A 14,880-nucleotide genomic window follows, 5' to 3' on the forward strand; every position below is an offset into this window, starting at 1 on the left:
ATGATTTAGTCTGATTCAGAACAACATAAAACAAATAATGCCTACCTAACTTTGACTATGCAAAATCCAGAAATCATGCTTAGGAATCGCAATTTGAAAACCCATCCCAATACGTCGCTTGAAACAATTTTACTTCAAGAAATGACAGCGAATGATACTTTGAGTGAGCCCTTATTAGAACATGATATTCATGCCTTAGCACCAGCAACAAACATTGAAGAATATGAGAATAAATTCATTATTTCGATGGTTATTCCTGGTTTAGAGAAAAAAGATATTGCTATTCATGTCAAAAACAACCAAATTACCGTAAGGGTTGAAAAAAAAGGAAACGTAAGGCACCAAAAATTGCGAACCTTGTTGCAAGAATTCAATTTCTTCAACCTATACCGCACATTTCTCTTGCCCAACGACCTTCAATTGGAAAATATTACGGCAGATTATGCTGAAGGCATACTTCAAATAATACTTCCAAAGTTTGAATCAGGAACGCATTTCCCCGCTCAAACCATTCCTGTACGGTAATCAAAAATTTTTGACGGATCTTAAATCCCGCAGTAGCGGGATTTTTGATTTTTTTAAAAACAACGCCTTATGTATAAATTCAACGGATACCTCAGCTCCCTTTTGGTCATTGTCGGTAGTTTTACTCAATGTCAAAATTCACCTCCATATGAATTCGAACTCGCTAATGCCGCCGATCGATGTGGCGGAACAGCAGCTACACTTCAAGATTTATTAATTACAAATCAAGAAGCACTTGATACGCTAAACCTACACCTTCAAAAGCTTCCAACAGGAACACTTAAAAAAAAACTGCGGTTAACCTATCAACGGAGCCTGAGAGAACAATTCGCATTACAAGTAGCCGCCGATTCCCTAGCAGCTTACCAAATTAACTGTTCTGATTGGCAGAAAAAAACAGTTCATCTCAAAGCAACCGCAATGCTCCATGCCCTTATTGAATTGAATGGAAATATAGAAGATGGTGACGATTAAATCGCAACCACACGTTTTTAACAACTGATGTAACATTTAAGGTAGAAATAACAATGCTAAAAACCGGTCTTACTTCGAAAACAGTTCGAGAAAAACACCAACAATGGGGATTCAATGAATGGACTGACACGAAACAGCCGCGTTTTGGCCACCAATTATTGAAAATGGTCAAGGAACCCGTGATTCTTTTACTCATCACTTGTAACCTACTCTATCTGATCATGGGAAATCGAATAGAGGGCAGTGCACTTACTATTTCTCTGGTTTTAATGATTGTCATCAGCTACTACCAATTCCGAAAAACCCAAAAAACACTAACCGCCCTCAAAGAACTGCAAACTCCTTACGTTGAAGTGATTCGCGACGGCAAAGCCCAACGCATCCCGGGCAGAGATCTCGTTCCCGGAGACCTGCTAAACATCCAAGAGGGAACACGTATTGGCGCCGATGCAAAATTGGTCGCAGCTACACAGCTGTATACTGATGAATCCATGATTACCGGAGAATCTTTACCCATCCTCAAAGCTATTGAAGACAAATTAATTGGAGGAACCGTAGTCACTAGTGGTAAAGGACAAGCAATCGTTACTGCAATTGGAAATTGGAGTACCCTCGGAAAAATGGAGAAAACCATAAACCCATTAGTAGCCTCATCTCCAGCTAGTCAAAAGGAAATGCAACAATTAATCAAAGTTTTCTTCATCATTGGTCTTCTCTATACCCTATTTTTAGTCATTTATCTTACCTGTACGCGCGGCCATTTGATCAATGCCGTATTAACCGGACTATCCACTGCTATAGCACTTATTCCCGAAGAATTTCCCGTAGTCTTTTTTTTATTTACCGCCTTTGGAGCATGGCGATTAGCACAAATTAAAATAGTTGCGCAACGCCCTGAGACACTTGAAACAATGGGAGCTATAACCGTAATCGGTATGGATAAAACAGGGACACTCACCCAAAACAAAATGGCTATAGTAAAAATTGCCTCCCCCGAGGGAACACGCTACAGTCCAACAGAAGACAAGCCCTGGGAGGATGACGAAAGTTGTGCTATTTTATCACTAGCTACACAAGCGGCACAAGAAATGAAAACAGACGCCATCGATCGTTCACTTTTGCAAACCTACCGCAAGCAAATAAATAGCCCTCAATTTCCACCTGCAATCCAAGAATTCACTGTAGAAGCCAACTTTCCTGCAACTGCACAAATTCGTTACAACACGGAAAATACCCATTTCCAAATTGCCCTAAAAGGAGCGCCTGAATGGGTAATCCAACATTGTACCGGATCCCCTGAAGAAAAAGCGCGTTGGCAACTTAGTTTGGAGGGATTAGTTAACGAAGGGTACCGTGTAATCGCTATTGCCCAAATCCAGTCTTGGACAGCCCCCATCCCTCAGCACCTCTCCACACTTTCCTTTACTTTCAGGGGATTTATTGCATTTGCCGACCCCCTTCGCCCTGAAGCATTACAAGTAGTTCAAATGCTTCACAAGGCGGGAATTCGGCCTATCCTACTCACGGGAGACCACCCTATTACGGCACAACACATCGCACAAAAACTGCAATGGGATAGCCTAGAATATATCGATGGAAATCAATTAGAAAAAATGGAGGATCAGGCGTTGCAAAGAAACGTACAACACTGCAGCATTTTTGCCCGCATACGATTTGACCAAAAAATTCGGATCATCGAAGCGTTGAAACAAAACGGAGACATTGTGGCCATGACAGGAGATGGCGTAAATGATGCCGGTGCTTTGCGGGCCGCTCAAGTTGGAATAGCTATGGGGCAAAAAGGAACAGATGTAGCCCGAGAAGCAGCAGCACTGATTGTTTTAGAAGACAATTTGAACGCACTTCCCAAAGCACTCCTTTTGGGCAGAAGAGTCATGGACAATATCAAAAAAGCCTTCGGATTCATCATTGCGGTTCACATCCCTATCCTCACCGTTACTGTAATTCCAATAATCAATACTGCTGTACCCCTGCTACTTTTTCCCATGCATATAGTTTTTCTTGAATTAATCATAGATCCCATTTGTGCAATTGCTTTTGAAAATGAAGCCGAGGAAAAAAACAGCATGACCCAACCACCACACAAACGAAACGCCCGCTTTCTGGACCAATCCTTATGGATCTCCGGAATTATCAAAGGAAGTCTTATGGCTGTAGTGATGTGCATTCTATTTACCCACTACCTCTACCATGGCGCCAATGAAAAAACACTACGCGGCCTCATTTTCTTATGCCTTATCAGCTCCGGTCTAGTGTTAACACTTAATATGATTTCCAAAACACGTTCGATAGGACACTTTTACAAACAACCCAACAAGCCGCTATTCGCTATTGTATTAATCACAACAACCATCACAGGAATACTCTTTTCCCAACCTTTCTTGCAGCAAATCTTTCAAATCGAAGCACTCTCCCTTTCCATGACAATATACATTCTCGGGAGCTATTTGTCCATTTTCCTATTACTGGAAGGGAGTAAAATACGAATTAGCCAATAAACTAATTTGTTTCTATAATCAATAATGCATCCCTAGCCCTTCCAACCTTCCTTCTTTTTTGCTTCAAAAATGAAAACTTCATGAACTCGCCTTCATTCGAAAGTGTTGCAACATTTCATGCTAAAGAAAACAAAATAGCACTTAAAGGAACCTAAGTAATCCCGATCGCGCGGATTTACAATCCGTACTAATACTATAAATATGCATATATAACATTTATCAAAAATAAACAAAACCACATCAAAACGTTGTCGTTTTTGCTTTGTACTATACGAGCTCGGATTGTACTCGAGACTTTAACCGAATAGACGATGTAAAACCGCCATCGGAGTCTGAGATTTGGGATTTAGTTTTTAATATTTGGTCCCGAACCTTCGGCAGAAATTTGAGATTTGGTCCCGAAACTTCGGGAGGAATTTGGAATTTGAAATTTGGAATTTGAGTTTTGGAATTTGAGTTTTGGAATTTGGAATTTGTGATTTGGAATTTGAGATTTGGAATTTGAGATTTGGAATTTTATAATTCAAAATTCTTAATATCCCTTAGTGGGTATCTCAATCTGGTATTTCTTTTTCCCAGGATTCGCCAACTTCTTGTCGCGCAACCAGGGGTTATGGATTTTTAAGATTTTATAGTTCACGCCTTGTAGTTTGGCGAACTTGGCCAAATCGTTGATCGAACTGTCGACTTCCACGATTTTGGTTGGTAAATTTTCATACAATTCATGCTGACTCACGTCAAACCCATACAAATCGGGATGTTGCATGATTTCTTTTAAAGCCAAAATACGGAACACATAACGGTGGGTTTCGTCGGTTAATAACAAATCGTAATAATCGGTTACCCCTTGCTCTTCCAGTTTTCGAGACAAACCGTTCATACCGCCGTTATAACTCGCTGCCGCCATCGTCCAGGAACCAAATTTATTTTTGGCGGCCAATAAATATTTACACGCCGCCTCTGTTGATTTTTGCAAATGGTACCGCTCGTCTACCGTTTCGCTCACCTCCATGCCTTTTTCCTTAGCCGTATCGGGCATAAACTGCCATACGCCACGCGCCCCCGAAGCCGAAACCGCATTCAACAAGGCACTTTCAATCACCGCCAAATACTTGAAATCATCGGGTACCCCGTATTGCTTCAAAATGGGTTCGATCACAGGAAAAGCCCGATTGGCGCGCTTCATAATTAAAATGGTCGACGAATGTAAATTGGCATTCACCAACAATTCCCGATCAAAACGTTCTTTCACGTCGGCCAGATGCAAGGGTGTCGCTTCGCCCGCAAAATCGACTTTCGCAGGGAAATACTGAGCCGTACCTTCTTTAAATAAGTGCTTCTTTTCTTCGCCAGAAATAGCGAAAACAAACAATCCAGTAATTACAACAGCTAACGCACCGGTTGCCATCCAACGTATCGATTTCATAAGGGCCAGTTTTTTGTAGTCCAACGTAAGAATACAGCGGTTTCGTATAGGCACCGCACGATTCTTTTGCAAAACTACAAATTTCAGTCCACTCCCCCTATTCTTGTAGTAAAATTGCGGGTAAATGCGCGTTCAACCAACGGTATTTACTCAAGATCATCGCATGCGTTCCGTCTTTGACAGGCACATAATTTTTAAGGTATTTCGGAGGAAAAACCTCATCCTGCGTACCGTGAATATGAATCACGGTGGGATCCACTTCGGTGCGCTCCCAACACATGACTTGCTCGATCGCCCAATCCAAATAGCGCTTGTCGCGCATGTGCAAAAACTGCTCATACAAATGCAACTTGCGCTTCAGCGTCTCCCCAAAAGCAAACTTAACCAAGAGTTCGACATCCTGCAGCAATCCCGTCGGGATCAGTTTATAGGCCTTGGTGGTTCGGGCCACCTTGAACTTGCGCGGGAATTCGCGATTGGATTTTACACTCGAAATAATCACCACCTTTCGCGGTTGCAGAAACGCTTTCATCTCTTGTACAAGAATCCCTCCAAAGGAAACACCCACCAAAAGGGCCGTTGGATCGGTAACCTGAGCCGCCATCCGTTGGGCATAAGCCGCCAACGATTCATTGGGTTCGGGTAAAAACCATTCCAACAAATGCACTTCAAACTGGTCTTCGGGCAATTGGATTCGTTCAAAAATGGAGGAACTCGCGGCGAGTCCGGGCATGAAGTAAACCGGAATTCGGGTCATACACAAAGATTTAACGCTTTAAAGGGTGCAAAGTTTCTAAATTATTCCGAAATTTGCATAAAATTAATGAATACTACGAAAAGAAGATGAACTCAGAGTTAATTTTGGAACAAATGGAAATTAAGGACAATACCTTTGCACGTCAATTTGAGACGACGTTCAACGGCGAAATGGTTTCTGTTGAGTATTCCTTTCAAGAAAAAAAGATTTTCTTGACCCGCATTAACGGTACGGAAGATGAAGCCTTCATCACCGATTTATTGAAAAACATTATGGAAATCGCCTACGAACGCAAATTGAAAGTCGTTCCCGTTTTCCCTAAAGTAGCTGCATTTATGCGGAAGCATCCCACCTATCGCGATTTGCTTCCCCCTGGAATTCGTATCTAACAAAATAAGTTATTGATAAAGCCGTTTCTACAGAAGCGGCTTTTTTTTATCTTTAAACCATGAACACCGAAGAACTACGCGACAACATTCTCGATTTTTTTGAACACATCGAAAAATACTACGGTTGCGCTACCGAAATCACCGAAGGTCTCATGACCAGTACCGAAGAAGTCGAGGCTGAAAATACCACTTGGAACTTATCCGAGTTCCAACTCGTGCGTTCGGCCTACCGCAATGTGGGAAACCGTTTTATGCTTGAAGGCGCTGGTGTATATTACGAAATCGCGGCCGAGAAAATCATCGATTTTAAAAACCCCGGTCGCCATAAATACGAATTTGTCGAAATCTACGGCTACGGTGTCTACCGCATCACGCGATTGCATTTTCGGTCGAAGTATTAGAAATTACACCGGAACATTCACAAACGCAATTCGCACACCACCGTCTTCGTCTATATGCGTCAACTGCACTTCGTGTAACGTATTCACCAATTCGGGATTCCAAGGTGTTTTTACTTTCACATAGTTTTCGGTAAACCCATAGATGTAGCCTTCTTTGTTTTCCCCTTCAAATAAAACCGTGCGGGTAGTTCCCAACTGACTTTCATAAAAGGCGCGGCGTTTTTTGACCGACAAGCCACGCAACATCTTACTGCGTTTAGCGCGTACATTATTCGGTACTACACCGTCCATCAAAGCCGCTTCGGTATTATCGCGTTCGGAATAGGTGAAAACATGCAAATAGGAAATATCGAGTTCGTTCAAAAAATGATAGGTTTCCAAAAAATGCTCGTCCGTTTCACCCGGAAAACCTACAATCACATCCACGCCAATACAGGCATGCGGCATCACTTCACGAATTGTAGCAACCCGTTCTGAATAGAGTTCGCGCATATAACGGCGCTTCATTTTTTTCAAAATAGCATTGCTGCCCGATTGTAAGGGAATATGGAAATGCGGTACAAATGTCCGACTCTGGGCGACAAACTCAATGGTTTCGTTTTTCAGCAAATTGGGTTCGATCGACGAAATACGCAATCGCTCAATACCTTCCACTTGATCCAAGGCTTGTACCAATTCTAAAAAAGTATGTTCGTGTTTTTTGTTCCCAAATTCGCCCTTACCATAATCCCCAATGTTGACGCCCGTCAAGACGATTTCTTTGATGCCTTGTTTAGCGATTTCAGCGGCGTTTTGCAACACATTCGCCATGGTATCACTACGAGAAATACCACGCGCCAATGGAATCGTACAATAGGTACATTTATAATCACAGCCGTCTTGCACTTTCAAAAACGCACGCGTACGATCACCGATGGAATAGCTGCCCACATAGAAGTCCGCTTCTTCAATTTCACAAGAATGCACTTCGCCCAAGTCGTTTTTGGACAAATCGTTAATATAATCGGTGATTTTGAATTTTTCAGTAGCACCCAAGACCAAGTCCACACCATCAACAGCGGCAAGTTCTTCCGGTTTCAATTGGGCATAACAACCCACGGCTGCCACAAACGCTTTTTCGTTGAGCTTTAAGGCTTTCTTTATAACTTGTTTGAATTGTTTATCGGCATTATCCGTCACCGAACACGTATTGATTACATAGATATCGGCTACGTCTTCAAAGTCGACACGTTCGAATCCTTCATCTTGAAAATTTCTCGCGATGGTAGATGTTTCGGAGAAATTGAGCTTACAGCCTAAGGTATAAAAGGCTACTTTTTTTTGCTGTTCCATAAATGTACACAACCCTAGAAATCGTTGTCAAGTGATTGCGGCCGCAAAGGTACAGATTTTTAGCGTAAAAAATGGAGTGAATTATAAATCACAAAGAAAACCAGCGCTTTTCTTAAGAGCGAATAGAAATTTTCAAATCTAAAAATTTTCAAATTTTCAAATCAACTCTTATTCCTTCCGATATTTCTTCGTCTCCTCAAACACATGTTCCAAAATACGGGCTTCGACTTCGTCAAATTCCACATGACGGCGTGCCATAACGATTTTGGCGGTTTGAAACGCCTTGCTCGTGAGATAGGTCGTCATCCCTGAAGCGCCGCCCCAACTAAAACTAGGGACAAAGTTGCGCGGGAATCCCGATCCGAAGATATTCGAAGAAACACCCACAACCGTTCCGGTATTGAACATGGTATTGATCCCGCACTTGCTGTGGTCACCCATCATCAAGCCACAGAATTGGAGTCCGGTGCGTGCAAAACCCTCGGTTTCGTAGCTCCATAAGCGAACTTCCTCGTAGTTGTTTTTCAAATTGGAATTGTTGCTGTCGGCACCAATGTTACACCATTCGCCCAACACCGAATTCCCTAAGAAACCATCGTGCCCTTTATTGGAATAGGCAAATAAAACCGAATTGCTTACTTCACCACCCACACGGCTATGCGGCCCTACAGTAGTCGCTCCATATATCTTGGTCGCCAACTTCACTTGGGCTTCTTCGCACAAGGCAAACGGTCCGCGAATTACAGAACCTTCCATGATTTCGGCATTTTTACCAATGTAAATCGGACCCGTAGACGCATTCAACGTCACAAACTCGAGACGCGCGCCTTCTTCAATAAAAATGTTTTCGGGAGCAATCACATTAACCGACTTCGGAATGGGTTGCGAATGACGATCGGCCGTTAAGAATTCGAAATCCTCGCGAATGGCCGCATCATTTTTAGCAAAAATATCCCAGGTATGTTCGATTTTCAAACAGTCATCGGTATACTCTAGAATTTCATAGGTATCGAAATCTACTTCCTCTTGCGAATCTGTGGTGTAAAAAGCAATAACATCTTCTCCACGAAAGATGGCTTGGTTGGGTTCCAAATTACGCACCATTTCCACCAAAACAGGGTTTGGGAAATAGGCACCGTTAATCATCACATTGGCCTCCATTTCCACCATGGGAAACTTTTCAGACAAATAATCTTCCGTTAAAGTTGTGGTGGTGTACCCCAAATGTTTTTCCCATTTTTCACGAATCGTCAAAATCCCAACGCGAATATCACATACAGGACGGGTAAAGGTAAACGGGAGTAAGGCAGTACGGACGGGACCGTCGAAAAGAATATAATTCATGGTAGTTTATTCAGCTAAAGCGTCAAAAGTACGAAGTTTTAGGCAATAAAAAAACCACCCCGAAGGATGGTCTCTTTGTATTTGAACACACAATAAATATCAAATTACTTACCGTGTTTAGCGTATTTCGTTTTGAATTTATCAATACGTCCGGCAGTATCGATTAGTTTTGATTTACCAGTGTAAAATGGGTGCGATGTTCTTGAAATCTCCATTTTATAAACCGGATATTCTACTCCGTCTACAACAATTGTTTCTTTAGTTTCAACAGTAGACTTTGTGATAAATACATCCTCGTTTGACATATCTTTGAAAGCTACTAATCTGTAATTTTCTGGGTGAATACCTTGTTTCATCTTGTAAATCTTTTTATTAGTTATGAAGCAGTTGGCCTTGATGCTTTTCAATCAAAAGGTATTAGCCGGCTGCAACTTTTTATTAATCCTTTTAATTTTGAGTGTGCAAAAATACAACTAATTTTCAATTATCAAACTCAAAATCACTTTTTTTTAATCCGAAAATCCGAAAAACGTTACGGCAGATTCACTATATTTGCGGGTTGAATCTTACCAATACTTAACAAACATGGAACAAAAAACTACAGTTGGAAAAACGATTTTAAATTACGGGGCTTTATTCGGCATCGTAATGGTGTTAGAATTTGTGGTGGGTTATGTGATGAACATTGATCCACAAACCAATAAAACGTACGGACTTGTTATTAATTTATTGAACTTCTTAATCTTGCCATTTGCTCTAGGCTACATGGCGTCAAATGCATTCAAAAGTAATAATAATGGATTCATTTCTATCGGAGAAGCAATAAAAATTACGGTGGGAATGGGTGCCATTGCGGCCTTGATTTACAGTATTTTCTTTTGGATTTTCACGATTGTCTTCCCAGATTTCATCCCTGAATTGATGGAAAAAATACGTAGCATCACCATCCAACAAAACCCGAATTTGAGCAAAGAACAAATGGAAATGAGTTTATCCATCATGGAAAAATTCATGAAGCCCTATGTTTTAATTCCTTCCTCAATTATTATGTACAGCTTTGTGGGATTAATTCACGGAACCATTGTCGGCCTCATTGTAAAAAAAGAACAAGCCACTTTCTAAGTAGATGAATATTTCCATTATTATCCCGTTACTCAACGAACAAGAATCCTTGCCTGAACTCCACAAGTGGATTAAAAAGGTAATGGATGAAAATCAATACACTTACGAAGTCCTTTTCATCGACGATGGAAGTACCGACCAATCTTGGAACGTCATTGAAGGCTTGTGCCAGGAAAATTCCAACGTAAAAGGAATTCGTTTTTTCCGCAACTATGGTAAATCGCAAGCGCTTCATGCCGGCTTTGCCCGTGCCCAAGGCGATGTGGTAATTACGATGGATGCCGACCTTCAAGACAGTCCGGATGAGATTCCAGGCTTGTTCAAAATGGTCACCGAAGAAAACTTCGACTTGGTTTCGGGTTGGAAGAAAAAACGCTACGATAACGTGGTGACCAAAAACCTACCGTCGAAATTATTCAACTGGGCGGCTCGAAAAACTTCGGGTGTCTACTTGAATGACTTCAACTGTGGTTTAAAAGCGTACCGCAACCTTGTGGTAAAAAACGTAGAAGTTTCGGGTGAAATGCACCGCTACATTCCTGTACTTGCTAAAAATGCAGGGTTTAACAAAATTGGCGAAAAGGTAGTCATCCACCAAGCCCGTAAATACGGGGAATCCAAATTTGGCATGAGTCGTTTTATCAACGGCTTTTTGGACCTCATTACCATTTGGTTCCTATCGCGTTACGGCAAACGTCCGATGCACTTGTTCGGCGCTTTCGGAGCCTTGATGTTTGTACTCGGATTTATTTCTACCGGAATTATCATTGCCGTGAAATTGATTAAATTATATACCGGTTTCCATACCATATTAGTGACGAGCAACCCGTTATTTTATATTGCGCTGACGTCCATGATTATTGGAACCCAATTGTTCTTAGCCGGTTTCTTGGGCGAAATTATCCTTCGCACCAAAAGCAACGAAGAACGCTATAAAATTGCGGAAGAACGCTAATTGTTTTTTAAACTCAACACAACACTTTTGGATTTAAAAACTTATTAAAATGCAAATTGAATCGCACGTTTTAGACAAAGTAAACGAATGGTTGACCCCAACCTTTGACGAACATACCCAAGCGGCTATCCGCGAAATGATGGCTTCCAACCCAAAAGAATTGGAAGAAAGTTTTTATAAAAACCTCGAATTCGGAACGGGCGGGATGCGTGGCGTTATGGGCGTGGGCACTAACCGCATCAACAAATATACCTTAGGAAAAAACACCCAAGGACTTTCGGATTATTTAATCAAAAGTTTTCCGGGTGAAGCCTTAAAAGTGGCCATTGCTTACGATTGCCGTCACAACAGCGATACGCTTGCCAAAGTTGTCGCCGATGTATTTTCAGCCAATGGAATTCATGTCTATTTGTTCTCTGAAATGCGCCCAACACCTGAATTATCATTTGCCTTAAAACATTTAAATTGTCATGCTGGTATTGTGTTGACAGCCTCTCACAATCCACCTGAATACAACGGATACAAAGTATATTGGCAAGACGGTGGACAATTGGTTCCGCCACAAGACGGCGAAATTATCCAAGTGATTGAAGCCCTCAATTACGCCGACATTCGCTTTGAAGCCAATGACAATTTGATTGAATACATTGACACGGCTATCGATGAAGCCTTTGTAGCCTCTACCCTTGCCAATGCGAGTTTCAATACGCCAAAAGAAGCGCGTGAAGGATTGAAAATTGTGTACACTTCGTTACACGGCACCTCCATCAAAGCGATTCCTGCCGTATTAACCGCTGCAGGCTATACCGATTTGAATATTGTAAAAGAACAAGCCGAACCCAACGGCGACTTCCCTACTGTAAAATCACCCAACCCCGAAGAACCCGAAGCCTTAACCATGGCCTTGGCGTTGGCCAACGAAATTGGCGCTGATATCGTGGTGGGAACTGATCCCGACTCCGACCGATTGGGCGTTGCTGTCCGCAATACCAACAACGAATTGGTCTTGTTAAACGGAAACCAAACCATGGTCATCATGACCGCCTATTTGTTGGAACAATGGAAACGCGCCGGAAAAATCAACGGCAAACAGTTCATTGGCTCCACCATAGTATCAACTCCTATGATGTTGGAATTGGCGGCTGCTTATGATGTGGAATGCAAAGTCGGTTTAACCGGATTCAAATGGATCGCCAAATTCATCAAAGACTTCCCCGAACTCCAATTCATCGGTGGTGGTGAAGAGAGTTTCGGATTCATGGTCGGTGATGCCGTACGCGATAAAGATGCCGTAGGTGCTACTTTGTTGGTGTGCGAAATTGCCGCTCAAGCCAAAGCATCAGGAAGTTCGCTTTACCAAGAATTATTAAACCTCTACGTGGACCACGGATTCTATAAAGAACACCTGATTTCCCTGACCAAAAAAGGTATTTCGGGCTTACAAGAAATCAACCAAATGATGGTAGACTTACGTGAAAATCCGGTGGCAGAAATCAACGGCCAACGCGTGGTGTGTATCGAAGATTATCAAACGTCCAAAGGACGCGATATCATGAACGGAACCGAATTTAACATTACCATCCCCAAATCCAATGTATTGATTTACTATTTGGAAGACGGTAGTAAGATTTGTGCGCGACCTAGCGGGACCGAACCCAAAATCAAATTCTATTTTAGTGTCAATGCGCCTGTGTTATCGCTCGACGAGATTGACTTGGTAGAAGCTGAATTAGACCAAAAAATTAAAAACATAATCGCTGCAATGCAGTTACACTAATGGATCCAAATTTAAAACGAATACTTCCGTATATGAAGAACTACAAACATCATGTAGTTTGGAATATCGTATTCAATATCTTTTACGCGTTGTTTAGTACGCTGTCCTTTATTTCCATGATTCCAATGCTCCAGGTTTTATTCAACCAAGCAGAGCGTGTCACCAAAAAACCGGTATACCATGGCATCTGGGACATTATGAATTACGGAAAACAATCGCTGTATTTCTATATCACGCGACTCACAGAGACCAACGGTTCACAATATGCCCTTTTCTTAGTAGTTTGCTTAGTTATTTCAACTTTCTTACTCAAAAATTTATTCAATTATCTAGCGAGCAATCACTTAACCGTGATTAAAAACAGTGTATTACGAGACATTCGTAATGAAGTCTATGATAAAATTATTTCGCTTCCCATTTCCTATTATTCTGAAAAGCGCAAAGGCGATGTAATGGCGCGCATGCTCGGGGACATTAATGAAGTACAAAATTCATTTTTTAATATCCTCGAACTTGTCGTTAAAGAACCCATGACCATTCTTTTCACCATTTGTGCTATGGTTGCGATAAGCATCAAACTCACCCTTTTTGTGTTCTTCTTCATTCCTATTTCAGGATTTATCATTTCTAGAATCGGGAAAACATTGAAAACCAAATCGGTGAATGTTCAAAGTGAAGGTGGATTTTTAATCTCAGTAGTAGAGGAAACGCTTTCCGGAATGAAAGTCGTCAAAGGTTATAATGCAGAAGCCAGTTTTTCAAAGAAATTCAAAGATTCCGTAGAACGCATTCTTAAACTTTCCAACAGTATTGGCCGCAAAAACAATTTGGCGTCGCCGATGAGTGAATTCTTGGGCATCATTGTAATTGCCGTCTTGTTATGGTTCGGTGGAAACATGGTTTTGGTGGATCGTGGTTTGGACGGAAAACCACTATTGGATGCAGCGAAATTCCTAACGTATATGGGATTAGCCTACAACATTTTAACACCCGCCAAAGGAATTTCGAAAGCCTCCTACTCGGTAAAAAGCGGTTTGGCTGCGGCCGAACGGGTTTTTGAAATCTTAGCCGTTGAAAATTCCATCACTGACCCTGCTGATGCGCGAGAAATGGGGGAATTCAAAGAGAACATTACCCTGAAAAATGTCAACTTTGGCTATACCGACGAATTGGTCTTGAAAAACTTTTCCCTCACTATCCCCAAAGGAAAAACCATCGCTTTGGTGGGCCAATCGGGTTCGGGTAAAAGTACGATCGCCAATTTATTAACGCGTTTCTACGACATCAACGACGGATACATCGCCATCGACGGCCACGAATTGCACCACATCACCATGCATTCGCTCCGCAAAAACATTGGTTTGGTTACCCAAGAATCCATACTTTTCAACGATACCATCAAAAACAATCTCTTAATTGGGAAGCCCGATGCGACCGACGAGGAAATCATCAACGCACTCAAAGTGGCCAACGCCTATGAGTTTGTAAAAGAGTTGCCCGAAGGCATTGAAACCGGTATTGGCGACGCGGGAGGTAAACTCTCGGGCGGACAAAAACAACGCCTTTCCATTGCCCGCGCGGTGTTAAAGAATCCGCCGATCATGATTCTCGATGAAGCCACTTCAGCACTCGACACTGAAAGTGAAAAATTAGTGCAAGTGGCATTAGAAAACATGATGCAAAACCGAACCTCAGTTGTGATTGCTCACCGTCTGTCGACCATTCAAAACGCCGACTTGATCGTAGTGATGCACAAAGGTCAGATTGTCGAGCAAGGCACACACGCCGAACTCCTAGCGCTGGACGAGACTTACTCCAAACTGGTATCCCTTCAAAGTTTTGAACAAGCCTAAATAAAA

General features: G+C 42.0%; 14 protein-coding genes. 9 read left to right on the forward strand and 5 right to left on the reverse strand.

Annotated elements, in window-relative coordinates:
* Nucleotides 1-75: 75 nt before the first annotated feature.
* From OLM45_RS12990 to OLM45_RS13000, 3 genes are all read left to right on the forward strand, one after another.
* Complete coding sequence (locus OLM45_RS12990; protein ID WP_264510830.1) at nt 76-525, forward strand: Hsp20/alpha crystallin family protein; 450 nt, start codon at nt 76-78, stop codon at nt 523-525.
* 69 nt (nt 526-594) lie between these two features.
* Nucleotides 595-999, forward strand: a complete 405-nt coding sequence (locus OLM45_RS12995; RefSeq protein WP_264510832.1) for a hypothetical protein — start codon at nt 595-597, stop codon at nt 997-999.
* A gap of 53 nt (nt 1,000-1,052) precedes the next feature.
* Entirely contained in the window at nt 1,053-3,518 is a 2,466-nt protein-coding gene (locus tag OLM45_RS13000) for a cation-translocating P-type ATPase (protein WP_264510834.1), read from the forward strand.
* Between the two features lie 532 nt (nt 3,519-4,050).
* Here the strand turns inward: OLM45_RS13000 and OLM45_RS13005 are convergent.
* Together OLM45_RS13005 and OLM45_RS13010 are read right to left on the reverse strand one after the other, a co-directional pair.
* A complete protein-coding gene (locus OLM45_RS13005; protein ID WP_164974911.1) occupies nt 4,051-4,944 on the reverse strand; it encodes a lytic transglycosylase domain-containing protein in 894 nt (297 codons plus the stop codon).
* A 97-nt stretch (nt 4,945-5,041) separates the two neighbouring features.
* A complete protein-coding gene (locus OLM45_RS13010) occupies nt 5,042-5,701 on the reverse strand; it encodes an alpha/beta hydrolase (protein WP_264510836.1) in 660 nt (219 codons plus the stop codon).
* Between the two features lie 113 nt (nt 5,702-5,814).
* Between OLM45_RS13010 and OLM45_RS13015 the strand changes: the two genes are divergently transcribed.
* Both OLM45_RS13015 and OLM45_RS13020 read left to right on the forward strand, forming a co-directional pair.
* Entirely contained in the window at nt 5,815-6,090 is a 276-nt protein-coding gene (locus OLM45_RS13015) for a GNAT family N-acetyltransferase (RefSeq protein WP_129461558.1), read from the forward strand.
* Nucleotides 6,091-6,149: 59 nt separating this feature from the next.
* On the forward strand, nt 6,150-6,491 hold the full coding sequence (locus OLM45_RS13020) for a hypothetical protein (RefSeq protein ID WP_129461390.1): 342 nt from the start codon (nt 6,150-6,152) through the stop codon (nt 6,489-6,491).
* 3 nt (nt 6,492-6,494) lie between these two features.
* On the opposite strand, the gene mtaB is transcribed toward OLM45_RS13020, so the two are convergent.
* From mtaB to OLM45_RS13035, 3 genes are all read right to left on the reverse strand, one after another.
* Nucleotides 6,495-7,823 carry a tRNA (N(6)-L-threonylcarbamoyladenosine(37)-C(2))-methylthiotransferase MtaB gene (mtaB, locus tag OLM45_RS13025; protein WP_264510838.1) on the reverse strand — a complete coding sequence of 443 codons (1,329 nt, stop codon included), beginning with the start codon at nt 7,821-7,823 and terminating at the stop codon, nt 6,495-6,497.
* A gap of 168 nt (nt 7,824-7,991) precedes the next feature.
* On the reverse strand, nt 7,992-9,167 hold the full coding sequence (locus tag OLM45_RS13030) for a GlmU family protein (RefSeq protein WP_264510840.1): 1,176 nt from the start codon (nt 9,165-9,167) through the stop codon (nt 7,992-7,994).
* Between the two features lie 104 nt (nt 9,168-9,271).
* On the reverse strand, nt 9,272-9,523 hold the full coding sequence (locus OLM45_RS13035) for a type B 50S ribosomal protein L31 (RefSeq protein WP_129461385.1): 252 nt from the start codon (nt 9,521-9,523) through the stop codon (nt 9,272-9,274).
* A 229-nt stretch (nt 9,524-9,752) separates the two neighbouring features.
* On the opposite strand from OLM45_RS13035, the gene OLM45_RS13040 reads away from it, so the two are divergent.
* The 4 genes from OLM45_RS13040 to OLM45_RS13055 are packed head-to-tail and all read left to right on the forward strand — an operon-like array spanning nt 9,753 to nt 14,874.
* Nucleotides 9,753-10,289, forward strand: a complete 537-nt coding sequence (locus OLM45_RS13040; protein WP_264510842.1) for a DUF4199 domain-containing protein — start codon at nt 9,753-9,755, stop codon at nt 10,287-10,289.
* 4 nt (nt 10,290-10,293) lie between these two features.
* Nucleotides 10,294-11,244: a glycosyltransferase family 2 protein gene (locus OLM45_RS13045; protein WP_264510844.1), complete on the forward strand. Its 951-nt coding sequence runs from the start codon at nt 10,294-10,296 to the stop codon at nt 11,242-11,244.
* Between the two features lie 49 nt (nt 11,245-11,293).
* Nucleotides 11,294-13,021 carry a phospho-sugar mutase gene (locus OLM45_RS13050; protein ID WP_264510847.1) on the forward strand — a complete coding sequence of 576 codons (1,728 nt, stop codon included), beginning with the start codon at nt 11,294-11,296 and terminating at the stop codon, nt 13,019-13,021.
* Nucleotides 13,021-14,874: an ABC transporter ATP-binding protein gene (locus OLM45_RS13055; protein WP_264510849.1), complete on the forward strand. Its 1,854-nt coding sequence runs from the start codon at nt 13,021-13,023 to the stop codon at nt 14,872-14,874. Before OLM45_RS13050 ends, OLM45_RS13055 begins: the two co-directional genes overlap by 1 nt.
* Nucleotides 14,875-14,880: the final 6 nt, after the last annotated feature.

It is taken from the genome of Flavobacterium sp. N1719 (assembly GCF_025947045.1).
GTDB lineage: Bacteria > Bacteroidota > Bacteroidia > Flavobacteriales > Flavobacteriaceae > Flavobacterium > Flavobacterium stagni.

What these genes read in the sequence shown, in the direction of transcription:
- OLM45_RS13035 (WP_129461385.1), bottom strand. Translation starts at nt 9,523, where the DNA reads ATGAAACAAGGTATTCACCCAGAAAATTACAGATTAGTAGCTTTCAAA.
- OLM45_RS13010 (WP_264510836.1), bottom strand. Translation starts at nt 5,701, where the DNA reads ATGACCCGAATTCCGGTTTACTTCATGCCCGGACTCGCCGCGAGTTCC.
- OLM45_RS13030 (WP_264510840.1), bottom strand. Translation starts at nt 9,167, where the DNA reads ATGAATTATATTCTTTTCGACGGTCCCGTCCGTACTGCCTTACTCCCG.
- OLM45_RS12990 (WP_264510830.1), top strand. Translation starts at nt 76, where the DNA reads ATGCTTAGGAATCGCAATTTGAAAACCCATCCCAATACGTCGCTTGAA.
- OLM45_RS13000 (WP_264510834.1), top strand. Translation starts at nt 1,053, where the DNA reads ATGCTAAAAACCGGTCTTACTTCGAAAACAGTTCGAGAAAAACACCAA.
- mtaB (WP_264510838.1), bottom strand. Translation starts at nt 7,823, where the DNA reads ATGGAACAGCAAAAAAAAGTAGCCTTTTATACCTTAGGCTGTAAGCTC.
- OLM45_RS13040 (WP_264510842.1), top strand. Translation starts at nt 9,753, where the DNA reads ATGGAACAAAAAACTACAGTTGGAAAAACGATTTTAAATTACGGGGCT.
- OLM45_RS12995 (WP_264510832.1), top strand. Translation starts at nt 595, where the DNA reads ATGTATAAATTCAACGGATACCTCAGCTCCCTTTTGGTCATTGTCGGT.
- OLM45_RS13050 (WP_264510847.1), top strand. Translation starts at nt 11,294, where the DNA reads ATGCAAATTGAATCGCACGTTTTAGACAAAGTAAACGAATGGTTGACC.
- OLM45_RS13020 (WP_129461390.1), top strand. Translation starts at nt 6,150, where the DNA reads ATGAACACCGAAGAACTACGCGACAACATTCTCGATTTTTTTGAACAC.
- OLM45_RS13015 (WP_129461558.1), top strand. Translation starts at nt 5,815, where the DNA reads ATGGAAATTAAGGACAATACCTTTGCACGTCAATTTGAGACGACGTTC.
- OLM45_RS13045 (WP_264510844.1), top strand. Translation starts at nt 10,294, where the DNA reads ATGAATATTTCCATTATTATCCCGTTACTCAACGAACAAGAATCCTTG.
- OLM45_RS13005 (WP_164974911.1), bottom strand. Translation starts at nt 4,944, where the DNA reads ATGAAATCGATACGTTGGATGGCAACCGGTGCGTTAGCTGTTGTAATT.
- OLM45_RS13055 (WP_264510849.1), top strand. Translation starts at nt 13,021, where the DNA reads ATGGATCCAAATTTAAAACGAATACTTCCGTATATGAAGAACTACAAA.